This window comes from Paracoccus sp. SY, assembly GCF_002901215.1.
Lineage (GTDB): Bacteria > Pseudomonadota > Alphaproteobacteria > Rhodobacterales > Rhodobacteraceae > Paracoccus > Paracoccus acridae.
The window spans coordinates 1-21,002 of sequence record NZ_NWMQ01000010.1 but is presented as its reverse complement, the minus strand read 5'-3'; the positions used below and the strand labels follow the sequence as shown (position 1 = coordinate 21,002).

The 21,002-nt window shown below is 64.5% G+C and carries 22 protein-coding genes and 1 riboswitch; of the genes, 10 read left to right on the top strand and 12 right to left on the bottom strand.

Annotated elements, in window-relative coordinates:
- Position 1 precedes the first annotated feature (1 nt).
- Both gatB and CK944_RS22880 read right to left on the bottom strand, forming a co-directional pair.
- Positions 2-1,516: an Asp-tRNA(Asn)/Glu-tRNA(Gln) amidotransferase subunit GatB gene (gene gatB / locus CK944_RS10080; protein WP_103172939.1), complete on the bottom strand. Its 1,515-nt coding sequence runs from the start codon at positions 1,514-1,516 to the stop codon at positions 2-4.
- A gap of 44 nt (positions 1,517-1,560) precedes the next feature.
- Positions 1,561-1,878 (bottom strand): hypothetical protein, encoded by a 318-nt coding sequence (locus CK944_RS22880; RefSeq protein ID WP_188715316.1) that lies wholly within the window; start codon positions 1,876-1,878, stop codon positions 1,561-1,563.
- Between CK944_RS22880 and CK944_RS10075 the strand changes: the two genes are divergently transcribed.
- A complete protein-coding gene (locus CK944_RS10075; protein WP_229665149.1) occupies positions 1,877-2,437 on the top strand; it encodes a transglycosylase SLT domain-containing protein in 561 nt (186 codons plus the stop codon). The genes CK944_RS22880 and CK944_RS10075 overlap by 2 nt on opposite strands.
- Before the next feature lie 91 nt (positions 2,438-2,528).
- On the opposite strand, the gene CK944_RS10070 is transcribed toward CK944_RS10075, so the two are convergent.
- Positions 2,529-3,914, bottom strand: coding sequence for a M20/M25/M40 family metallo-hydrolase (locus CK944_RS10070; protein ID WP_103172938.1), 1,386 nt, complete (start codon positions 3,912-3,914; stop codon positions 2,529-2,531).
- A gap of 167 nt (positions 3,915-4,081) precedes the next feature.
- Between CK944_RS10070 and hemA the strand changes: the two genes are divergently transcribed.
- Complete coding sequence (gene hemA / locus CK944_RS10065) at positions 4,082-5,311, top strand: 5-aminolevulinate synthase (RefSeq protein WP_103172937.1); 1,230 nt, start codon at positions 4,082-4,084, stop codon at positions 5,309-5,311.
- Positions 5,312-5,424: 113 nt separating this feature from the next.
- Entirely contained in the window at positions 5,425-6,687 is a 1,263-nt protein-coding gene (locus CK944_RS10060; RefSeq protein ID WP_103172936.1) for a RodZ domain-containing protein, read from the top strand.
- A 76-nt stretch (positions 6,688-6,763) separates the two neighbouring features.
- On the opposite strand, the gene CK944_RS10055 is transcribed toward CK944_RS10060, so the two are convergent.
- The gene (locus CK944_RS10055) at positions 6,764-7,804 is read right to left on the bottom strand and encodes a dipeptidase (RefSeq protein WP_103172935.1); all 1,041 of its coding nucleotides are present in this window, start codon (positions 7,802-7,804) and stop codon (positions 6,764-6,766) included.
- Positions 7,805-7,926: 122 nt separating this feature from the next.
- Here CK944_RS10055 and CK944_RS10050 point away from each other — a divergent pair, with 122 nt between their 5' ends.
- Positions 7,927-8,268, top strand: a complete 342-nt coding sequence (locus CK944_RS10050) for an antibiotic biosynthesis monooxygenase (RefSeq protein ID WP_103172934.1) — start codon at positions 7,927-7,929, stop codon at positions 8,266-8,268.
- A 61-nt stretch (positions 8,269-8,329) separates the two neighbouring features.
- The gene (gene parA, locus CK944_RS10045) at positions 8,330-8,965 is read left to right on the top strand and encodes a ParA family partition ATPase (protein WP_103172933.1); all 636 of its coding nucleotides are present in this window, start codon (positions 8,330-8,332) and stop codon (positions 8,963-8,965) included.
- Here the strand turns inward: parA and CK944_RS10040 are convergent.
- The 7 genes from CK944_RS10040 to CK944_RS10010 all read right to left on the bottom strand — a co-directional run bounded on the left by CK944_RS10040 (position 8,962) and on the right by CK944_RS10010 (position 15,009).
- Positions 8,962-9,702, bottom strand: coding sequence for an ABC transporter ATP-binding protein (locus tag CK944_RS10040; protein WP_188715310.1), 741 nt, complete (start codon positions 9,700-9,702; stop codon positions 8,962-8,964). The two genes, parA and CK944_RS10040, sit on opposite strands and share 4 nt — an antisense overlap.
- On the bottom strand, positions 9,699-10,685 hold the full coding sequence (locus CK944_RS10035; protein ID WP_103172931.1) for an iron ABC transporter permease: 987 nt from the start codon (positions 10,683-10,685) through the stop codon (positions 9,699-9,701). Before CK944_RS10035 ends, CK944_RS10040 begins: the two co-directional genes overlap by 4 nt.
- Positions 10,682-11,491, bottom strand: coding sequence for an ABC transporter substrate-binding protein (locus CK944_RS10030; protein WP_229665150.1), 810 nt, complete (start codon positions 11,489-11,491; stop codon positions 10,682-10,684). Before CK944_RS10030 ends, CK944_RS10035 begins: the two co-directional genes overlap by 4 nt.
- Positions 11,478-13,337 (bottom strand): TonB-dependent siderophore receptor, encoded by a 1,860-nt coding sequence (locus CK944_RS10025; protein ID WP_146038637.1) that lies wholly within the window; start codon positions 13,335-13,337, stop codon positions 11,478-11,480. Before CK944_RS10025 ends, CK944_RS10030 begins: the two co-directional genes overlap by 14 nt.
- A 134-nt stretch (positions 13,338-13,471) precedes the next feature.
- Positions 13,472-13,666: riboswitch (cobalamin riboswitch) on the bottom strand.
- A gap of 30 nt (positions 13,667-13,696) precedes the next feature.
- On the bottom strand, positions 13,697-14,374 hold the full coding sequence (locus CK944_RS10020) for an NAD-dependent deacylase (RefSeq protein ID WP_103172928.1): 678 nt from the start codon (positions 14,372-14,374) through the stop codon (positions 13,697-13,699).
- Positions 14,375-14,380: 6 nt separating this feature from the next.
- Positions 14,381-14,683, bottom strand: coding sequence for a hypothetical protein (locus CK944_RS10015; protein WP_103172927.1), 303 nt, complete (start codon positions 14,681-14,683; stop codon positions 14,381-14,383).
- Positions 14,684-14,817: 134 nt separating this feature from the next.
- A complete protein-coding gene (locus tag CK944_RS10010) occupies positions 14,818-15,009 on the bottom strand; it encodes a heavy-metal-associated domain-containing protein (RefSeq protein WP_103172926.1) in 192 nt (63 codons plus the stop codon).
- A gap of 77 nt (positions 15,010-15,086) precedes the next feature.
- Here CK944_RS10010 and CK944_RS10005 point away from each other — a divergent pair, with 77 nt between their 5' ends.
- From CK944_RS10005 to CK944_RS09985, 5 genes are all read left to right on the top strand, one after another.
- Positions 15,087-15,797, top strand: a complete 711-nt coding sequence (locus CK944_RS10005; RefSeq protein WP_239986031.1) for an HAD family hydrolase — start codon at positions 15,087-15,089, stop codon at positions 15,795-15,797.
- Positions 15,790-16,671: a DMT family transporter gene (locus tag CK944_RS10000; RefSeq protein ID WP_103172925.1), complete on the top strand. Its 882-nt coding sequence runs from the start codon at positions 15,790-15,792 to the stop codon at positions 16,669-16,671. The genes CK944_RS10005 and CK944_RS10000 overlap by 8 nt, the downstream gene beginning before the upstream one ends.
- A gap of 51 nt (positions 16,672-16,722) precedes the next feature.
- Positions 16,723-18,522: a translation elongation factor 4 gene (gene lepA, locus CK944_RS09995; protein WP_103172924.1), complete on the top strand. Its 1,800-nt coding sequence runs from the start codon at positions 16,723-16,725 to the stop codon at positions 18,520-18,522.
- Between the two features lie 3 nt (positions 18,523-18,525).
- A complete protein-coding gene (locus tag CK944_RS09990; protein WP_103172923.1) occupies positions 18,526-18,801 on the top strand; it encodes an AAA family ATPase in 276 nt (91 codons plus the stop codon).
- 126 nt (positions 18,802-18,927) lie between these two features.
- On the top strand, positions 18,928-20,205 hold the full coding sequence (locus CK944_RS09985) for an ATP-dependent endonuclease (protein WP_103172922.1): 1,278 nt from the start codon (positions 18,928-18,930) through the stop codon (positions 20,203-20,205).
- Here CK944_RS09985 and CK944_RS09980 read toward each other — a convergent pair.
- Positions 20,202-20,864: a transposase gene (locus CK944_RS09980; RefSeq protein WP_229665151.1), complete on the bottom strand. Its 663-nt coding sequence runs from the start codon at positions 20,862-20,864 to the stop codon at positions 20,202-20,204. The two genes, CK944_RS09985 and CK944_RS09980, sit on opposite strands and share 4 nt — an antisense overlap.
- Positions 20,865-21,002 lie beyond the last annotated feature (138 nt).

The window sequence follows — 21,002 nt, the reverse complement described above, 5'->3', positions numbered from 1 at the left end:
GTCACATCCCCAGCTTCTGCGCGACCAGATCGTTCACCGCCGCAGGATTGGCCTTGCCGCCGGTGGCCTTCAGCACCTGGCCCACGAACCAGCCTGCCAGCTTGGGATTGGCGCGGGCCTTTTCGACCTGGGCTGGGTTCGCCGCGATGATCTCGTCCACGGCCTTTTCGATGGCGCCCAGGTCGGTCACCTGGCGCATCCCGCGTGCCTCGACGATCTGGGCCGGGTCGCCGCCTTCGGTCCACAGGATCTCGAACAGGTCCTTGGCGATCTTGCCCGAGATGTCGCCCCTGGCGATCAGGTCGATCACGCCGCCAAGCTGGTCGGCCGACACGGGCGAGGTGTCGATGGTCAGCCCTTCCTTGTTCAGGCGGCCGAACAATTCGTTGATGACCCAGTTCGCGGCCTGCTTGCCGTCGCGGCCCTTGGCGACCGCCTCGAAGAAGTCGGCATTCTCGACCTCGGCGGTCAGCACGCCCGCGTCATATTCCGACAAGCCCAGTTCCTTGACGAAGCGCGCCTTCTTTTCGTCCGGCAGTTCGGGCATGGCGGCGGCGATGTCGTCCACCCAGGCCTGTTCGATGTCCAGGGGCAGCAGGTCGGGATCGGGGAAATAGCGATAGTCATGCGCTTCCTCCTTGGACCGCATCGACCGGGTTTCGCCCTTGTCGGGGTCGTAAAGGCGGGTTTCCTGCACGACCGTGCCGCCGTCCTCGATGATGGCGATCTGGCGGCGGGCCTCGTATTCGATGGCCTGCTGGATGAAGCGCAGCGAGTTCATGTTCTTGATCTCGCAGCGGGTGCCCAGGTGACTGAAGTCCTGGGTTTCCTGATAGCGTTCATAGGCGCCGGGCGGGCAGACGCTGACGTTCACGTCGGCGCGCAGGTTGCCGTTCTGCATGTTGCCGTCGCAGGTGCCCAGGTAACGCATGATCTGGCGCAGCTTGGCGACATAGGCGGCCGCTTCCTCGGGTCCCCGGATGTCGGGACGGCTGACGATCTCCATCAGGGCCACGCCGGTGCGGTTGAGATCCACGAAGGACATGTTCGGATCCATGTCGTGGATCGACTTGCCCGCGTCCTGTTCCAGGTGGATGCGCTCGATGCGGACACGGCGCGCGATGCCGGGGCCCATGTCCACGATCACCTCTCCCTCGCCCACGATGGGGTGGTAAAGCTGGCTGATCTGATAGCCCTGCGGCAGGTCCGGGTAGAAATAGTTCTTGCGGTCGAAGGCCGAACGCAGGTTGATCGCGGCCCTCAGGCCAAGGCCGGTCCGCACCGCCTGGGCCACGCAGAATTCGTTGATGACCGGCAGCATGCCGGGCATTGCCGCATCGACGAAGGCCACGTTGCTGTTGGGTTCCGAACCGAAGGCGGTCGAGGCGCCCGAGAACAGCTTGGCCTTGGACGCGACCTGGGCATGAACCTCGAGCCCGATGACCAGTTCCCAGTCGCCCTTTGCCCCCGCGATGGTCTTGGGCTGGGGTGCGGTGAAGGAAAGATGGTCAAGCATCGGGAACCTCGGATAGGTCTGGCGCGTATTTCAGATGCAGCCTTTTAGGTCAGCACGCGGGTGATGTCACGGGGCGGCAACGCCAAAAATCCTGTCGTGATCGTCAGCGACAAGTTGCCGATCCGGCCGCGAAAATGACGTAAATGGTTAACAAACGGCTTTGAAAACAGACCGTCGGCGGATTTCCGATCATCGGAATTCTGCAGCTTGGCGTGTTGCCGCCGATGATTTTGCTGCCGTCTTGCCAGATTTTCCAACCGGGATATGGGGTTGTTCAACGAAACAACCCCCGAGGCCCTGATGCGCGCTGCGCTCCTTCCACTCGCCGCCCTGGCTTTCCTGGCTGCGTGCCAGTCGACCATGACCCCGCAGTCCCAATCCAAGGCCGAGGCAGAAGCGCAGCAGATGCAGCTTGCCGTCAAGCCGCCGATGCGGTGGGGTCAGGCAACCGGGTCCGAGCAGTGGACGCAGGCGACGCTGGCGGCCCTGGACCGCGAAGGGGTCACGATCCTGTCGCGCGTGCCGGGCGACATCGACAGCTTCTGCCCGAACTATGAACAACTGAACACCACGGGTCGCAAGGCTTTCTGGGCGGGCCTGCTGTCGGCGGTGGCCAAGCATGAAAGTACCTACAACCCGCAGGCCAGCGGCGGCGGCGGGAAATGGCTGGGCCTGATGCAGATCGCGCCCGCGACCTGGCGCAATTATGGCTGCGACGGCAACATCAAGAACGGCGGCGACAACATGTCCTGCGCGGTCAAGATCATGTCGCGCCAGGTCGCGCGGGACAACGCGGTCGCCCATGACGGCAACGGCTGGCGCGGCATCGCGCGGGACTGGGCGCCCCTGCGCAACGCGTCCAAGCGCGCCGACATCGCGGCCTGGACCAGCAGCCAGAGCTATTGCCGGCCGAAGGCGTAAGGGGCTTCGCCCCTCGGCTCGTTCCGAGCCTCACCCCAGGATATTTGGGCACAGAAGATGAGGGCGGGGATTTCCCCGCCCTTTGCCGTGTCTAGCGAAGCGCGGCCAGGATGCGTGCCCAGGACCGGGCGCCCTTGGCGAAGCTGCGGATGTCGTATTTCTCGTTCGGGGAATGGATGCGGTCGTCGTCGCGGGCAAAGCCGATCAGCATGGAATCCATGCCCAGGATGGTCTTGAAATCCCCCGCGATGGGAATGGATCCGCCGCTGCCGATAAAGGCGGCCTCTTGCCCCCATTCATCGCCCAAGGCCGCCCGTGCCGCCGCGAAAGCCGGATCCGAGGTATCCATGACGCTGGCCGGGCTGCCGCCGTGTTCGTGGAACTCGACCGTGCAATCGGCGGGCAGGAAGCTGCGGACATGGTCGCGGAAGGCCGCGCGGATGCGGGCGGGATCCTGGCGGCCGGTCAGGCGGAAGCTGACCTTGGCCCGCGCCTCGGCCGGAAGCACGGTCTTGAAGCCTTCGCCGGTATAGCCGCCGGTGATGCCGTTGATTTCCGCCGTGGGGCGGTTCCAGGCCATCTCGACCGGCATCCGGCCCGCCTCGCCGATGGGATGGGACAGGCCCACGCGGCCCAGCATCGCGCCCGCGTCGAAGCCAAGCGACTCCCAGTCGCGGCGCAACTCGGGGGTCAGGTCATCTGCGCCGTCGTAGAAGCCGGGCAGGGTGACGCGGCCATCCCCGTCCTTCAGCGCCGCAAGCGCCTGGGCCAGCACCATGATGGGGTTCGCCGCAAGTCCGCCGAACAGGCCCGAATGCAAGTCGCGGTCGGCGCCGCGAATCACGACTTCCTCGCCCACCAGTCCGCGCAACTGCGTGACGATGGCCGGGCGCGTTCCGCCGAACAGTTCCGTATCGCAGATCAGCGCCAGCGAGGCGCGCAGCTCATCGGCATTCTCGTGCAGGAAGGGCCGCAGGGATGGCGAGCCGGATTCCTCCTCTCCCTCCAGCAGCAGGATCAGGTCGCTGGGCAATTCGCCATGGACCTCGCGCCAGGCGCGGAAGGCTTCGACGAAGGTCATCAGTTGGCCCTTGTCGTCCGACGCACCCCGTGCGCGGATCACGCGGCCCGCAGGCGTGTCCTCGATCACCGGGTCGAAGGGCGGGTGGTCCCACAGCGACAGGGGATCGACCGGCTGCACGTCGTAATGGCCATAGAACAGCAATGGCCGCGCGCCGCCCGGCTGCGACCGGGCGATCACCATGGGATGCCCCGGCGTGTCACGGATTTCGGCCTGGAACCCGATCCCGGCCAGTTCGTCCCGCAACCACGCGGCGGCGGCCCGCACATCGCCCGCATGGGCCGGATCGGTCGAGATCGAGGGAATGCGCAGAAAGGCCGCCAGCCGGTCCAGGGCCGCATCCAATCCTTCATCCAGCCGGTGCAAGACCGCGTCCAATCTGGTATCCTGTGCCATGTCGTCCTTTGTCTTTCCGAGTCGTTTTCTAAGTATTCACAATGGTCCTTTGGTCCACGTGCGACAATTTTAACCTGTCATTCGCGTCATTTGACATGTATCAACGTCAGACCGCGCGCGATCTGACAATGATTGCCCCCAGCCAGCTATGCAAGGGAACGCCCGCAATGAATTATGATGCCGCCCTGGACCAGGCTATCGGTCGGCTGCACGAGGAAGGCCGTTACCGGACCTTCATCGACATCGAGCGGGTGAAGGGCCAGTTTCCCCAAGCCGTCTGGACGCGCCCCGATGGCGAAAAGCAGGACATCACCGTCTGGTGCGGCAACGATTACCTGGGCATGGGCCAGCATCCGGTGGTGCTGGCGGCGATGCACGAGGCCTTGGACGCCGTCGGCGCCGGTTCGGGCGGCACGCGCAACATCTCGGGCACGACCATCTATCACAAGCGGCTCGAGGCCGAGTTGGCCGACCTGCACGGCAAGGAAGCCGCCCTGGTCTTTTCCAGCGCCTATATCGCCAACGACGCGACGCTTTCCACGCTGCGCAAGCTGTTCCCCGGCCTGATCATCTATTCGGACGAACTGAACCACGCGTCCATGATCGAGGGGATCAAGCGGTTCGACGGCGCCAAGCGCATCTTCCGCCACAACGACCTTGCGCATCTGCGGCAGTTACTGGAAGCCGACGATCCGACCCTGCCCAAGCTGATCGCGTTCGAATCCATCTATTCGATGGACGGCGACTTTGGTCCCATCGCGGCGATCTGCGATCTGGCGGACGAATTCAACGCCCTGACCTATCTGGACGAGGTGCATGCGGTCGGCATGTATGGCCCCCGCGGCGGCGGCGTGGCCGAACGCGACGGGCTGATGGACCGCATCGACATCTTCAACGGCACGCTGGGCAAGGCCTTCGGGGTCTTCGGCGGCTATATCGCGGCAAGCGCCAAGATGGTGGACGCGATCCGGTCCTATGCGCCGGGCTTCATCTTCACCACGTCCTTGCCGCCTGCTGTGGCGGCGGGTGCCGCGGCCTCGATCCGGTTCCTGAAGGGCGCCGAGGGCCAGCACCTGCGCGATGCGCAGCAGTTGCACGCGCGGATCCTGAAGATGCGGCTGAAGTCGCTGGGAATGCCCATCATCGACCACGGCAGCCACATCGTTCCGGTCCATGTCGGCCATCCGGTCCATTGCAAGATGCTGTCGGACATGCTGCTGCGCGACTATGGCATCTATGTCCAGCCGATCAACTTCCCCACCGTTCCGCGCGGTACCGAACGGCTGCGTTTCACCCCCTCGCCGGTTCATGCGCCGCGCCAGATCGACCATCTGGTCAAGGCCATGGACAGGTTGTGGTCTCATTGCGCGCTCAACCGACAGGAAATGAGCGCGTAACGCATTCCACGAGTGAACTGCTCTCGCCTGCGTGATAAGCTCGATATAAGAAAAACGAGGAACCGTTTGATTCGTGGCGGTGTTCCTTAATCGGGCAATGAGGCAGACAGAAAATGAGCAGGCTGCGGGCTGAGAACCCGGCAGAGGAGATTTCGCAGGTGGAGGAAGTGCATCATTTCCTCGACGATGATACGCGTCTTGGCGATATCATGCGGGGCGAACGGGCGACTTTGGGCAAGTCGCTTCTGGATGTGCAGCGCGAACTGCGCATCCGTGCCTCTTACGTTGCCGCGATCGAGAATTGCGACATCACCGCCTTTGACGCGCCCAGCTTCGTGTCGGGCTATGTCCGGTCCTATGCCCGTTATCTGGGGATGGATCCCGACTGGACCTTTCGGCGGTTCTGCCTGGAATCCGGCTTCCAGCCCACGCATGGCATGGCCCAGGCGGCGGCGGGCCCCAAGCCGCTGAAGCGGCCCTCGGATCCGGTCGAGGCCCTGGCCAATCCCAAGGCGCTGTTCATTCCCCAGCAGGAAAGCTTCTGGTCCGACATCGAGCCGCGCGCGGTCGGCGCAGTGCTGGTGCTAATCGCGCTTGTCTGTGGACTGGGCTATGGCGGCTGGGCCGTCCTGCAAGAGGTCCAGCGCGTGACCCTGACCCCGGGCGAGAATGCGCCGGGCGTCGTGACCGCGCTTGATCCGGTCGAGGGTGCCGGCATGGCCGAACCCGCCCTGGATCTGTCCGACACCACCGATCTGGCGCAGGCTTTGCCGCAGCCCGAAGGGCTGGACAGGCTTTATCGCCCGCAGATCCTGGAAGCGCCGGTCCTGACCGCGCGCGACGGTCCCATCGCGGCCATCGACCCTGGCCTGACGTCGGTCCCTGCCCCGACGGGCGAGGCGCAGGCCGTTCCCGAGACCGCGACCGCCATCCAGCGCGCCCTGGCCGAGGCCGGGGCGGTCGAATTCGGCCCGGCCATGCCCGAGGAGGCGGCGGCCGCGATCACCGTCGCGCCCGATGCCCCCGCGCTGGAACTGCTAGCGGCGCGGCCTGCCTGGGTGCGCGTGACGTCGGCCGACGGGACGGTTCTGCTGGAAAAGATCATGGATGCGGGCGAACGCTTCACGCTGCCCGCCCTGGAGGAGCCGCCCTTGCTGCGCACGGGGAATTCCGGGGCCGTCTATTTCGCAGTCAACGGCCAGACCTTTGGTCCGGCGGCGCCCGGCCCGCAGGTGGTCAAGAACATCAAGCTGTCGCCCGAGGAGGTGACGGGCAGCTTTGCCCTTGCCGATCTGAATGCCGATCCCGAACTGGCGCAGCTGATCGCCGTGGCGCAGGCAACGCCCGTCACGGATGCGCAGACGACAACGGAATAGCGTCCCGCGACAGCCGGGGGACTTTGCGTCCCCCGGACCCCCTGCAGGATATTTCGCCCAGAATGAATGAAGGGGGTTATTCCCCCCAGGTGCGTTCCAGCAGGTTGATCCAGTTTTCGCTGGCGATCTTGCGGATCAAGGCCTCGCCATAGCCATGCGCTTCCATTTGGGCCAGAAGGGCGGGAAGGGCGGCGGCATCGGGCAGGTCGCGCGGCATCAGGGCGCCGTCGAAATCGGACCCCAGGGCTACCCCATCCTCGCCCAGCATCGCCAGCATCCGGTCCAGGTGGCGCAACATCGTGTCGAAGCCCTCCAGCGGCAGGCGCCGCCCGTCTTCCCGCAGGAAGCTGGAGGCGAAGTTCAGCCCGACCAAGCCGCGGCTGTCGGCGATCACCTGCAACTGCCGGTCGGTCAGGTTGCGGCTGCTTTCGCTGACGCTGTGGACGCAGCTGTGGCTGGCGACCAGCGGCGCGTCGGACAGGGCGGCGACATCGTTGAAGCCCGCCTCGTTCAGGTGCGACAGATCCAGCATGATCCGCAGGCTGTTGCATTCGCGGACCAAGGTCTTGCCCGCATCCGTCAGCCCGTCCCCGGTGTCGGGCGAGGAGGGAAAGGCGAAAGGCACGCCGTGGCCATAGGCGGTCGGCCGGGACCAGACCGGCCCCAGGGACCGCAGGCCCGCCGCGTGCCACAGGTGAAGGGCGTCCATGTCGGAAATCGCCTCTGCCCCCTCCATATGCATGATCGCGGCGATGCGGCCCGCAGCGACGGTTTCGCGGATGCCGCGCGCGGTGGTGACGATGTCCAGCGTGCCGGTCCGTTCCAGCGCCTTCAGCGCCGCGGCCTGGGCAAAGGCATGGGGCAGGGCCTGGGCAAAGGGGATCTGTTCCGGCAGCGGCATGGCGAAGGGCGGGTTTTCCATCAGCGCCACGGCGGCGGAGTCGTTCGGCCCCTGGGGCGAGGGGATCCAGATCGCGAAGAACCCGCCGATCATCCCGCCTGCGCGCGCCCGCGGCAGGTCCAGATGGCCCGTGCCATCGCCGTCCAGCCAGACCCCGGTGCCCCCTGTCACCACGCGTTGCAGGAAATCGTTGTGGCCGTCGAATACCGGGATCATCCGCTTCTCCTTCAATCCTGGCCCGACCATGCACATCCCTGCGCGGGCGGCAATGGCTGGCGCTTGGCGGGCAGCGCGATTCGGCCTTAGGCTGGCCCTGCAAGCGACAGGAGACGCCAGCCATGCCCGACATCCGCCCCGATTTCGATGGACAGACCGTCATCACCACCTTCGAGGTGACGCCCGGCAGCGCCCATGACGTGCTGGATCTGCTGACCGAGGCCTGGGACCAGGTGATCCGCCGCCAGCCGGGCTTCGTGTCGGGGGCGATCCACCTGAACGATGCGCAGACCCGCATCGCGACCTATTCGCAATGGCGCGATCGCAAGGATTACCAGGCCATGCTGCGCAGCGACGAAATGCGGCGCCGGAACCGCGACATCAACGGCATGTGCAAGAGCTTCGAGCCGGTGATGTACGAAGTCCAGGCCGTCTTCAACACGGATGCTGCGCCTGCGAAATAACCCGTGCAATGGCAGCGCCCGACCGCTAACCTTCCGTCAACCCCGAGGGCAGGAGAGGGCGATGGCAGGCAGGATCATCACGGTCGCGCAGCAGAAGGGTGGATCGGGCAAGACGACGCTGGCCGTCAACCTGGCCGTCAGCCTGCATGGGCGGGGCCATTCCGTGGCCCTGATCGACACCGACCCGCAGGGCAGCCTGGGCCGCTGGTTCATCGAACGGATGCAGACGCGGGGCGAGGATGAGGCGATGGATTTCTCCACCTCGTCCGCCTGGGGGGCCAGCTACGAATCCGAGAAGCTGAAGAAGCGGTTCGATTTCGTGATCATCGACACACCGCCCAAGATCGACAGCGACCTGCGCCCGGCGCTGCGGGTGGCCGATCTGGTACTGGTGCCGGTCGCCACCAGCCATGTCGATCTTTGGGCGACCGAAGGCGTGCTGGATCTGGCGCGGCGCGAAAAGGCGCCGGTGCTGGTGGTGATGAACCGGGTGCGTCCCAACACGCGGCTGTCGGCCGAGGTCGCGCAGAAGGCCGCCGACCTGGGCGCCGATGTGGCAGGAACCCAGGTCGCCAATCGGGTGCTTTACGCCGAGACGCTGGGCCAGGGCACAGCCGCCCTGGAACGTGCCACCAGCGGCCCCGCGCGGGACGAGATCGCGGCCCTGACGGATGAGGTTCTGGCCGCCATGGCCTAGACCGGCAGGATCGCCGGACCGTCCGGGGTCTCGACCCGGCGCACGGTGATGCCGAAGGCGCGGCGCAACAGGTCGTCGCCCAACACGGCATCGGCGGGACCGTCCGCCAGCACATGCCCGCCCGACAGCAGCACCAGCCGCGTGCAGAACCGCGCCGCCAGCCCCAGGTCGTGGATCGAGGCAAGCACGGTCCGCCCTTCCGCCGCCAGGTCGCGGAACAGGCGCAGGCAGGCCAGTTGCTGCGCCGGGTCAAGGCCCGCGATGGGTTCGTCCGCGATCAGCATGGGCGTGTCCTGCGCCAGGGCACGGGCGATCAGGGCGCGGTTCTGTTCGCCCCCCGACAGCCGCAGGGCGGTGCGCTTGCGAAACGCCTCCAACCCCATGCGGGCGATGGCGGCGTCGATGGCGGCACGGTCTTCGCCGCTGCGCCCGCCGCCGGGCCAGGGGATGCGTCCCAGGGCCACCAGATCCTCGACGCTGACGGGCCAGGCGATCTCGCGCGACTGCGGAAGATAGGTGGCATGGCGCGCACGCCGGTCGGCTGGCATCGCGGCCAGGCTAGAGGTGCCGGTGAAGGGGATCAGGCCAAGCGCGGCCTCCATCAGGGATGACTTGCCCGCGCCGTTGGGTCCGATCAGGCCCACGAACTCTCCGCTGCCAAGGGCCAGGTTGACGCCGTGCAGCACCGGACGGCGGCGGCGGGTGACGGAAAGGCCGGAAAGCCGCAGGACCATCAGACGCGCCCCCCGCTGCGGGTCTTCCAGATCAGGTGCAGGAACAGAGGTGCGCCGACGATGGCGGTCAGCACGCCCAGCTTCAGGTCGCGATCCGGCACGATCAGCCGCACTGCGACATCGGCCGCCAGCAGCAGCGCCGCCCCGCCCAGGGCCGAAGCGGGCAGCAGGGCGGATGGCCGCGCGCCTACCAGGGGCCGCAGGATGTGGGGGATCACCAGCCCCACGAAGCCGATGGCGCCCGCCACGGCCGTCGCCGGTCCGACGACCAGGGCCGTCCCCGCGATCAGGCGCCAGCGCAGCCCGGTTCCCGATATGCCCAGGGTCTGCGCGGCAGCCTCGCCAAGCGTCAGCGCGTCAAGCGCGCGGCGGACCGACAGGATCAGCCCGGCGCCCAGTGCCATGGGCGGCAGCGCCAGCCAGACATGCAGCATGGACTTGTCGGCAAGCGATCCCATCAGCCAGAAGACGATCTCGTTCGCGGCATAGGGATTGGGCGACAGGTTCAGCACAAGGGCGGTGCCCGCGCCCGCCAGGGCCGAGATCGCGACCCCCGCCAGGATCAGCGTCACGGACCCACCGCGCGGACCCGCCAGGGCCACCAGCAGGGCCACCCCCGCCGTCGCCCCCGCCATGGCCGCAAGGGGCAGCGCCGACATCGCGGCCAGCGACAGCCCGGTCTGGATCGCGATCACGGCGCCCAGGGCCGCCATGCCCGAGATGCCGATCAGTCCCGGTTCGGCCAAGGGATTGCGCAGATAGCCTTGAAGCGCGGCCCCCGTCAGGCCCAGGCCCGCGCCGATAGCCAGTCCCAGGATCGCGCGGGGCAGGCGGATTTCCCGCATCACGATGGGGATCGGTCCGTCGCCTCCGAAGGCCAGCGCCCGCAGCGAATCCATCGCGGGCAGGCCAGCCGGTCCTGTCAGCAGGGATGCCAGGAACAATGCCCCCACAAGCACCGACAGGGTGACGGACCATTTCCTCATCTCAGCGACCGGATGGCACGCGTGACGAAGGGCGTGCCGCAGACCCAGTCGCGATCGGTGACCTGTCTTTCGGTGGGGGCGATACCGGCAAGCGCGGGATGGTCGAGGATCGCCTCGCCCTGCGACTGGCCCGGCCATGTCGCGCCCGTGATCAGCCGGTCTGGCCGGGCCATCACCAGCAATTCCATCGGCAGGTGGGTCGTGGCCGAGATGCCGTGATCCGCTGCGATATTGTCGTATCCCGCCGCGCCAAGGATTGAGCCCGCCAAGGTGCCGGGTCCCGAGGTGAAGCCGTTGGCATAATACAGCGCCGCCCGGCCGCGCCCGGACGGGGCACGCGCCGCCGCCAGATCCGCGTCAAAGCGGGCCAGCAGATCGCGTGCGGCGGCCTGCCTTTCCAGCAGGGCGCCCAGCCGGGTGATCTGGGCGCGGATGGCGTCGAAATCCTCGGCCGGGGGCAGGATCTCGACCCGCAATCCCAGGCGGTGCAGCATCGCGATCGTGGCCTGGGGCGTATAGGTCCCTGCGATCACCAGGTCGGGACGCAGCAGATAGATCTCCTCGGCCCGCCCGGTATTCGGCACATGGGCGACGGCCTGTTCGGCCATGGGGGACAAGCGCCGGTTCTGCGCCAGACTGCTGACCGAGACCAGTTGCCCCGGCGCGGCCAGCATCATCGCCAACTGGTCGATGCACAGGTTCATCGACACCACGCGCTGCGGGGCCGCCTCCGCCGATCCAGAGGCGGCGGGCAGGGCCGCGGCGGCGATCAGGACCGCCGCCAGAATGGTCCTAGAACGACGCACGAAGCCCCGCATAAACCGCCCGCCCCGAGGTGCCATAGCCCCGCACCCATTGGTATTCCTCGTCGAAGACGTTTTCCAGGCGCAGATAGGCGGTGGCATTGTCGCGGACCGGATGACTGACGCTGAGATCGACAGTGGTGAAGTCGTCCAGATCGTCCGCCCGCCCGGCGACATGCTGCAATTCGATCGCGGCCATGGTGCCGGTCGCGAAACTCGTCTCTGCCCCCAGGTTCAGGACGCGTTCGGGCACGCTGGCCCATTCGACATTCGCCTGGTTGTCGATGAAGGTATAGCTGGCGGTCAGCGCATGGCCCGTCCCGAAGGCATAACGGCCATCGATTTCCACCCCCCGGCGGCGGGTGGTGCCGGGCACCTGGGCATAGCAGCCGAAGGGTTGGCCGCAGGCCGTCGCGGCAGGATCGAACCCGATCAGGTTCTCTGCCTTGAGCCAGAAAGCCGTGGCCCGCAGATGGCTGTCGCCCCATTGCTTTTCGACCCCGACCTCGTAGGTGCGGCTTTCTTCGCGTTCAAGCGAAGCATCGCCAAATTCGCTGAACAGTTCGTAAAGCGACGGCGCGCGGAAGCCGTTGCCAAGGGCCGCACGGAACAGCAGGTTATTGTCGGCGCGATAAACGGCTGCGACCCGCCCCGAAGTGAACCCGCCAAAGCGCGAATGGTCGTCGCGGCGCAGCGAGGTGGTGATGTCGAAGCGGTCCCCCAAGGCAGCGGTCGTTTCCACGAAGACCCCGTTGATGCGGGCATTGCCCTTGTCCGCGACTTCCTCTTTCTCGGTATCCGCACCGAAGACGGCGCGGACGCCCTGGCCGATATCGGTTGCGCCCTGCCAGGACAGCTTGGTGCGGGTGCCGACGAACTCGCTGGTTTCCACGACGTCCGGCAGAAAGGTAGGAGCGGCGAAATCCTGATATGATTTCCGCTGGATGCGATAACGGGTCAGGGAAAGGTCATGATCGACCGCGCCGGTGGTGAATCGGGCAAAACCGCGCAGGCCATAGCTTTCGCTTTCGGTATAGTCGTTGCCCGGCGTGCCTGGCACGTCACCTTGGAAATCGTCGAAATCCGCGGTGCTGTCTTCCCAGAACCCGTTGAAGCCGATTGTCACCCCGTTCTGCAGCCGGTGTTCGGAATAGAAGGACAGGCGCGTCGCCTCGAACCCGTCCTCCTCGAAGTTGCCCTCGTTTTCGTCCTTGGCCGAAAAGCCGTCGGTGCGGATATGGCTGACGTGAAATGCAAGGTCCAAGTCGTCCTGGCGCAGCGTCGCGCCATAGCTTGCGGTCAGCGTGTCATAGGTGCCTGCCTCGATCCCGAAATGGTGGCGCAGGCCATCCTCGGTCGGGCGCAGCGATTGCAGGGACAGGACGCCTGCCACGGCACGAGTCCCGTAAAGCGCTGACTGCGCTCCGCGCAGCAGTTCGGCACGGTCGATGCCGGCGCTGACCAGGCCTCCAAGATTATAGTAGGTCTTGTCGGCAGCGGGGTCCGACACCTCGATCCCGTCGATGACCACAGGCAGGTATTGAGCGGGCGCGCCGCGCAGTTGAACCACTCCAAGGGTGCCCAGCGGCCCCGACTGGCGCAGCGTCACCCCTGGCAGCTTGGTCAGGCTGCGGGTCAGGGGCTGGCTGGCCCTGTCCTGCAGGTCTTTGCTGGTCAGCACGGATACCGAACTGCCCGAGCGGCTGAGCTCGGTCGGTTCGCGATTGGCGGTCAGGGTCAGGTCGTCCAGGACGAAGGGCCTTGCCGCGGCATCCTGGGCGGCGGCGGGCAGGGCGGTCGTCAGCGCCAGGGCTGCGGTCAGGGACAGGAAAAAGGGTTTCGGCGTCACGAAAGACATCCTTCCAGAAACCCGGGCGATGCGTGCGGCCCGGGCGCGATGCGGTTCGTCCAGGGGGATGAACCCACCGGACAGCGACACCACCACGACGGAAGTTTCCGTATCCGGCGCGCCCCTCGCGCGCCGTCAGGGTGATCGCGTTCGGCAGGTCTCCTGACTTGCGGGTCATCGCTTGGCCGGGCCTTCCCAATCCCGCGGGCGGAACCAGTGGCGTCAATCCGGCCTCGCTCTCCGCTGACAGTTGCGGGGGCAGTCGCGGATTCGCACCGCGTTCCCTTTTAACCGGGGATCAACCCGGAACCGAGGCAGGGCCGCCTTTAGCTCACAAACCTGTCATGAGGCAAGGCCAATCAGCCCAGCGATGCCACCCAGTCCGGCACCGTGCGGCTGGCAGGGCCGATGATGCGCCGGTGGAAGTCGCGGGCATTGGCGCTGGCGTCCAGGTTCAGTTCCAGACATTCGACGCCGTTGCGGCGGGCGTGTTGGGCGAATCCCGCCGCCGGATAGACGTTGCCGGACGTGCCGATGGCCGCGAACAGGTCGGACCCTTCCAGGGCGTCCCAGATGCGTTCCATGTGATAGGGCATTTCCCCAAACCAGACGATGTCGGGCCGGGTCGCCGGACGGGCGCAGGCGGGGCAGGGGTCTTCAGGCTGCATCACCATCGGCGCGCGCCAGCGATGCCCGCAAGCCGCGCAAAGCGCGCCGGACAGCGCGCCATGCATGTGGATGACATCGGTGCTGCCCGCGCGTTCGTGCAGGTCGTCCACGTTCTGCGTGACCAGCGTCACGTCATGCCGCCGCGCCAGATCGGCCAGGGCCAGATGCGCGGCATTGGGGCGTGCGCCGGAGCCATCCTTGCGGCGCATGTTGTAGAAGCGATGGACAAGCGCCGGATCGGCGGCAAAACCCTCGGGCGTCGCCACATCCTCGATCCGGTGGTTTTCCCATAAGCCGTTGACGGCGCGGAATGTCGCAAGCCCGCTTTCGGCGGAAATGCCCGCGCCGGTCAGGACGGTGATGCGCAAGGCGGCCTACCGGCAGTAAGCCTCGGCCTGGGAGGCGAACCGCTTGTAGCGTGCCCAGAAGGCGTTGTCGGCATCGCTTTTCGACATCCGCACCTCTTGCGCCTGGTGCGGGTCGCGGAAAAAGGACGCAGCGCGGCGCTGGTCGGACCGCGACAGGGTCTGGTTGGCGACCTGCTGGATGCAGCCGCACAGGGGTGCATTGCCGCGGGCGCGTTCGGACCGGACGCAGGCGCTGTCGATGGGGCCTGCCACGGCCAGGGGGGCGGTCATCATGATGGCCGCGGCCGCAATGACGATGCGGTTGAGCATGGACTGTCTCCTCGATTTCATGTTGTTCGGCGGGGGCCGGTTGTCCCGGTCTGCGATGCCCGTCCGGGGGTGATGTTATCAGGAACGGGCCGCCCGCTCAATCAGGCGGTGTGCGGCAGGGTTCCTGCGCGCCGTCAGGACGTTGCCTGCAAAACCTCGTATCCGGCATCGCGAATCGCTTGGGCTGCGCGGTCCGGGTCCAGGCCTTCGACGGTGACCGTCTTCTGCGCCAGATCGACGGTGGCGCGGCCGCCTGCATCTGCGATGGCGGTCTCGACGGCGGCCTTGCAATGGCCGCAGGTCATGTCGGGGACGGTGAAGGTCATGGCTGTCCTCGTTGGGGGTGAGTGGGGGTTTGACAAGTCGGGTGCAGCATGATCCTGCAAGGCGGCAAGGGCAAGGCATGGGGAATGCGATGATCGAGGCGATCGGGCTGGATGCCGACGACACCCTGTGGGAAAACGAGACCTTCTTCCGCGTGACCGAGGGCGAATTCGTGGCCCTGCTGGGCGAATACGCGGACGGCGCCGACATCGCCAGCCGCCTGCTGGACGTGGAGCGCGCGAACCTTGCGCGTTACGGCTTCGGCATCAAGGGCTTCATGCTGTCCATGGTCCAGACCGCGATCGAACTGACCGACGGGCGCATCGACGGTCGCGCCATCGGTCGCATCCTGGAACTGGGGCAAGAGATGCTGGCCCATCCCGTCGATCTGCTGCCCGGCGTTCCCGAGGCGCTGGACGCCCTGGCCGGGCACCGGCTGATCCTGATCACCAAGGGCGATCTGATCGACCAGGAACGCAAGATCGCCGCATCGGGCCTTGCTGAACGTTTCGATGCCGTCGAGATCCTGGCCGACAAGTCGCCCGAAACCTATTCCCGCGTGCTGTTCCGCGCAGGTGTCGCGCCCGAGGATTTCGTGATGGTCGGCAATTCGGTGAAAAGCGACGTGCTGCCGGTCGTTGAACTGGGCGGACACGGCGTCTTCATCCCGCACGCGATGACCTGGGCCGTCGAACATGCGGATGCGCCCGACCATCCCCGCGCGCACCGCCTGGAAACCATCGCCGGGCTTCCCGCCCTGGTCGCCCGGCTGGAGGAAGGCCATGCATAACCTGCGCGCGGCCCTGCTGATGGTGCTGGCCATGGCCGCCTTTGCGGCCGAGGACGCGCTGTTGAAAGGCCTGTCGGGCCGCATTCCCACCGGCCAGCTTCTGGCGGTGATCGGCTTTGCGGGCATGGTCGTCTTCGGCCTGTGGATCGCCGTCGGTCCCGAGGGGCTGCGCCTGCGCCACCTGCTGCGCCCCCAGGTCGCCCTGCGCAACCTGTGCGAGGGTATCTGCGCCGTCACCTTCGTCACCGCGCTTGCCACGGGGGATTTGTCCATCGCCTCGGCCATCCTGCAGGCGCAGCCCCTGCTGATGACGCTGGGTGCGGCGCTTTTCCTGGGCGAGCAGGTCGGCTGGCGCCGCTGGCTGTCCATCGCGGTGGGCTTTGCGGGCGTGTTGCTGATCGTGAAACCCGGCACCGCCGCCTTCGAATTCAGTTCCGTCCTGGCGATCATCGCCGTGATGACGCTGGCCGTGCGCGACCTTGTGACCCGCCGCCTGCCGCCCGAGGTGGGGTCGGGCCTGCTGTCGGCGGGGGCCTTCGGCTCGATGGGTCTGGCGGGCCTGGCGCTGATGCTGCTGGGCGGCCAGCAGGCCGTGCTGCCCACGCCGGGGCAGGGGGCGCTGATGGCGGCGACCCTGTGCTTCGGTCTTCTGGGCTATATCACCATGGTCGTCGCCACCCGCCTGGCCGAGATTTCGGCCATCGCGCCCTTCCGCTATTCCCGGCTGCTGTTCGCGATGCTGCTGGCGGTCGCGATCTTCGGCGAACGGCCCGATGCGGCGACGCTGCTGGGGGCCGCCCTGATCGCGGGCGCCGGCATCTATTCCATGTGGCGAGAGGCGCGCCTGCGGCGGGCGCGTCTTGCCGCAGTGTAAGGGCTGCAAAATCCCCTTCCCGCAGGGCCAAAGCCCTTGTATAGCCCGGCCATGACCGAGCTTTCCCTGATCCGCAATTTCTCCATCGTGGCCCATATCGACCACGGCAAATCCACCCTGGCCGACCGGCTGATCCAGCTGACGGGCACTGTCGCCGAACGCGACATGAAGGCCCAGCTGCTGGACAGCATGGATATCGAGCGGGAACGCGGCATCACCATCAAGGCCAACACCGTCCGCATCAGCTATCCGGCGCGTGATGGGCAGACCTATGTGCTGAACCTGATCGACACGCCGGGCCATGTGGACTTCGCTTACGAGGTCAGCCGGTCCATGCGCGCGGTCGAAGGATCGCTGCTGGTCGTGGACGCCTCCCAGGGGGTCGAGGCGCAGACCTTGGCCAACGTGTACCAGGCCATCGACGCGGGCCACGAGATCGTGCCGGTCCTGAACAAGATCGACCTTCCGGCGGCCGAACCCGACCGCGTCAAGGAGAACATCGAGGAGGTGATCGGCATCGACGCCTCGGACGCCATTCCCATCAGCGCCAAGACCGGCCTCGGCATCCCCGACGTGCTGGAGGCCATCGTGACGCGCCTGCCCGCCCCCAAGGGCGACCGCGACGCGCCGCTGAAAGCCATGCTGGTGGATTCGTGGTATGACGCCTATCTGGGGGTCGTCGTGATGATCCGCGTCATGGACGGCGTGATCCGCAAGGGCGACCGGGTCAAGATGATGCAGACCGGCGCGGTCTATGGCATCGACAAGCTGGCCGTGCTGACCCCGCAGATGGTGGACATCGCCGAACTGGGTCCGGGCGAGATCGGCGTCTTCACCGCCTCCATCAAGCAGGTCCGCGACACCCGCGTGGGCGACACCATCACCCATGAGAAGAAGGGCGCATCCGAGGCTCTGCCGGGCTTCAAGCCCGCCCAGCCTGTGGTCTTCTGCGGGCTGTTCCCGGTGGATGCCAACGACTTCGAGGCTCTGCGCGACGCCATCGAGAAGCTGGCCCTGAACGACGCCTCCTTCAGCTACGAGATGGAGACCTCGGCCGCCCTCGGCTTCGGCTTCCGCTGCGGCTTCCTGGGCCTGCTGCACCTCGAGGTGATCCGCGACCGACTGGAACGCGAATACGACCTGGACCTGATCACCACCGCCCCCAGCGTGGTCTTCAAGCTGCACATGCGCGACGGAGAGGTGCGCGACCTGCACAACCCCGCCGACATGCCCGACCTGACCCATGTGGACCATATCGAGGAGCCGCGCATCAAGGCCACGATCATGGTCCCCGACGAATACCTGGGCGACGTGCTGAAGTTGTGCCAGGACCGCCGCGGCATCCAGCTCGACCTGACCTATGCCGGCAACCGTGCCATGGTCGTCTATGACCTGCCCCTGGCCGAGGTCGTCTTCGACTTCTACGACCGCCTGAAATCCGTGACCAAGGGCTATGCCAGCTTCGACTATCAGATCAGCGAATACCGCGAGGATTTCCTGGTCAAGATGTCGATCCTGGTCAACGACGAGCCCGTGGACGCCCTGTCCATCATGGTCCACCGCGACCGCGCCGAGGCCCGTGGCCGCGTGATGGTGGAAAAGCTCAAGGAACTGATCCCCCGGCACATGTTCAAGATCCCGATCCAGGCCGCCATCGGCGCCCGCGTGATCGCGCGCGAGACGCTGTCGGCGATGCGCAAGGACGTGACCGCCAAATGCTATGGCGGCGACGCGACGCGGAAAAAGAAGCTGCTGGAGAAGCAGAAGGCCGGCAAGAAGAAGATGCGCCAGTTCGGGAAAGTGGAGATCCCGCAGACGGCGTTTATTCAGGCGTTGAAGATGGATGGGTAAGGAATGAAAATCGTTTCGTTAGAGGCAAAAAATTTCCGTACTCTCCAAGACTTTTCAGTAAAATTCTCCTCTGGATATTGTACGATATCTGGCGAAAACAATGCTGGGAAAACGGCCATTGTTAAGATTATCAGGCATTTTTTGGAGAAAAATGATAGAGATATCTACTCTCCTCGTTCAACACGCATAGACTTGGCAAAGGATAAAACGCAGTGGGTGACAGAAGATCACTGTGAGGTAGCTATTACTCTAGACCTCGATAAAGATCGGGACTCATAGGTCTATTTTACTGTTGAAAGAATAATTAAGGCTGCTGATTTAGGAAGCAGCGTTAAAATATCTCTGCGTGAAAAATTTTCTACCCAAGATACATCCAGTCTTGAGTGCACTGTTCAAGGAAAGCCGGTGGTTGGGCAAGAGGCGAGCGAAATACTAAAGAAATTGCAAAATTCGCATAACTTGGTTGTTCATAACTCTACCGACGCTGAGAGGCGCGCCTACTACTATTTTGGCGATACTCTTTCAGAGATGTTTGACATGCACCTTTCGGGAGACGAGCGAAAAAAAATACAGGAAGCCGAAAAGTCTCTGCAGACACGAGTAAAGCAAGCAGCAAAGAAGCATAAAGAAAACTTAACAGAACTCTTGGGGAAGCTTAAAGATAAATATGAGGTAGAGCTCGCAACAATTGATCGCTCATCCTCTCGTTTACCAATCTCAGTTAAACTGACTGACAAGAGCGTGGAGGTTCCTCTCTCTGACTGGGGCGCTGGAACACAAAATAGAACGCGGATAATGATTTCCGTTCTAGAGGCGGTTCGCTTAAGCAATTCAGACAGCCCAGAGAATAGATCAGCGCCGCTTGTTCTTGTTGAGGAACCGGAAAGTTTCCTGCATCCTTCTGCGCAAGCTGAATTTGGTCGTGTTCTTTCTGATTTGGCACGGGAGTTCAATATACAAATATTGGCGACAACTCATAGTCCATATATGCTGAATCAAAGTGATCCGCCGGCAAATATTCTCATTGAGCGTAAGCTTACTCGCGGAAAGGCACGTGCGGCAGAGGTGGTGGATGTATCTGCTAGTAATTGGATGCAGCCATTCAGCCGCATTCTTGGAGTTGCAAGCGCCGAGTTTCCTGCGTGGCACGAGGTTTTTTCGTCAGCTAAATCCCGCGTGGTCTTAGTTGAAGGGGCTATTGATAAAGAGTATTTTGAGTTCATAAAGAAAAAATATCCTGAAATTTATCACATTCCACCTGATGTAGAGGTTGTATCTTACGGGGGTAAGGATTCCCTAAAAAATACGCAGCTTCTTAAGTTCATGACTGAAAAGTTTGCAAAAATATTTATAACCTTTGACTTGGACTGCAGAGATGAGGCTGAGAAATCCCTTCAAAGGCTCGGCTTGGTTCAAAATACGCATTATTGCTGGATTGGAGTGGATGCTGATGGTGCGCAGTGCATTGAAGGGCTTCTTCCTGATCGGATTCGGGGTGATGTTTATGGGAGTAATATCCCTCTAGTTACGAAACTTCAGTCGGCTAGCTCCAAAGTTCGCAACGAAGCGTCTGCTGAGTTAAAAAAGAAATACTTAGAAGCCTTTAAGTCATCAGAACTGACTGAAAAAGAGCTTTCATCGTTTAAAAATGTATTCAAGGTTATTGGAAGGGCATTTGCCTAGTAGGCGGTGGGGAAGCAAGCGTAGTGCGTGCTTGCACGCACCGCTTCCTCGCCGCCGTTGCCAACCGTGCGTATGAACACGCACCCTACGGGTTGCACGATCATCCGGGCGGTCTGCTCGCCCATACTATGACCCTTCCCTCCCACTTCACCGACACACAATGCGTGCAAGCACGCACCCCACGCCACTTTTATGGCGGCCTTGTCGCGGTGGAATGACGAATACGGCCAATCCTCGGGCCGTTCCACATAGCCGTGTTTCACCGGATTGAACCAACAATACCGCAGATGCGCCGCATGATCCTCGTCATCGCGGATATGATGTTCCCAGAACCGGCGCTGCCAGATGCCGCGTTCCTGCCCCGCCACATGGCTGCCGCGTAACGGTCCCGCTGGCAAGCCCCGAGAGAAGCGCGCCTTGATCAACCGCCACCGGGTCGAATAATCGCAATCCCCCTCGGGCAGGCGCCAGAGGCAATGCAGGTGATCCGGCAGCACGACCCATGCCTCTATCCCGAATGGCGGTTCAGCCTGCGTCGCCCTGACCGCCTCGCGCAGGCGATCAACCTCATCGACCAGCAGCCGACTGCCCCGCTGCGCCAGGGCGACGGTGAAGAAGATCGGGACGCCGGGCAGGCGGGGGCGGAGATAGCGCGACATGCGCCATCATCGCGCGCCTCGGTTTCCGGTCGGTTAACGGCGACCGATAAAAACCGAGGCATTTCCGGCATCGCCCGCAGCCCTTGCCGTGCTAGCCTGCAATCCTGTCGCTTAACGAGTCGGCTCTGAACAACCTTA

What these genes read in the sequence shown, in the direction of transcription:
- gatB (WP_103172939.1), bottom strand. Translation starts at nt 1,516, where the DNA reads ATGCTTGACCATCTTTCCTTCACCGCACCCCAGCCCAAGACCATCGCG.
- CK944_RS10075 (WP_229665149.1), top strand. Translation starts at nt 1,877, where the DNA reads ATGACCCCGCAGTCCCAATCCAAGGCCGAGGCAGAAGCGCAGCAGATG.
- CK944_RS22880 (WP_188715316.1), bottom strand. Translation starts at nt 1,878, where the DNA reads ATGGTCGACTGGCACGCAGCCAGGAAAGCCAGGGCGGCGAGTGGAAGG.
- CK944_RS10070 (WP_103172938.1), bottom strand. Translation starts at nt 3,914, where the DNA reads ATGGCACAGGATACCAGATTGGACGCGGTCTTGCACCGGCTGGATGAA.
- hemA (WP_103172937.1), top strand. Translation starts at nt 4,082, where the DNA reads ATGAATTATGATGCCGCCCTGGACCAGGCTATCGGTCGGCTGCACGAG.
- CK944_RS10060 (WP_103172936.1), top strand. Translation starts at nt 5,425, where the DNA reads ATGAGCAGGCTGCGGGCTGAGAACCCGGCAGAGGAGATTTCGCAGGTG.
- CK944_RS10055 (WP_103172935.1), bottom strand. Translation starts at nt 7,804, where the DNA reads ATGATCCCGGTATTCGACGGCCACAACGATTTCCTGCAACGCGTGGTG.
- CK944_RS10050 (WP_103172934.1), top strand. Translation starts at nt 7,927, where the DNA reads ATGCCCGACATCCGCCCCGATTTCGATGGACAGACCGTCATCACCACC.
- parA (WP_103172933.1), top strand. Translation starts at nt 8,330, where the DNA reads ATGGCAGGCAGGATCATCACGGTCGCGCAGCAGAAGGGTGGATCGGGC.
- CK944_RS10035 (WP_103172931.1), bottom strand. Translation starts at nt 10,685, where the DNA reads ATGAGGAAATGGTCCGTCACCCTGTCGGTGCTTGTGGGGGCATTGTTC.
- CK944_RS10015 (WP_103172927.1), bottom strand. Translation starts at nt 14,683, where the DNA reads ATGCTCAACCGCATCGTCATTGCGGCCGCGGCCATCATGATGACCGCC.
- CK944_RS10010 (WP_103172926.1), bottom strand. Translation starts at nt 15,009, where the DNA reads ATGACCTTCACCGTCCCCGACATGACCTGCGGCCATTGCAAGGCCGCC.
- CK944_RS10005 (WP_239986031.1), top strand. Translation starts at nt 15,087, where the DNA reads ATGGGGAATGCGATGATCGAGGCGATCGGGCTGGATGCCGACGACACC.
- CK944_RS10000 (WP_103172925.1), top strand. Translation starts at nt 15,790, where the DNA reads ATGCATAACCTGCGCGCGGCCCTGCTGATGGTGCTGGCCATGGCCGCC.
- lepA (WP_103172924.1), top strand. Translation starts at nt 16,723, where the DNA reads ATGACCGAGCTTTCCCTGATCCGCAATTTCTCCATCGTGGCCCATATC.
- CK944_RS09990 (WP_103172923.1), top strand. Translation starts at nt 18,526, where the DNA reads ATGAAAATCGTTTCGTTAGAGGCAAAAAATTTCCGTACTCTCCAAGAC.
- CK944_RS09980 (WP_229665151.1), bottom strand. Translation starts at nt 20,864, where the DNA reads ATGTCGCGCTATCTCCGCCCCCGCCTGCCCGGCGTCCCGATCTTCTTC.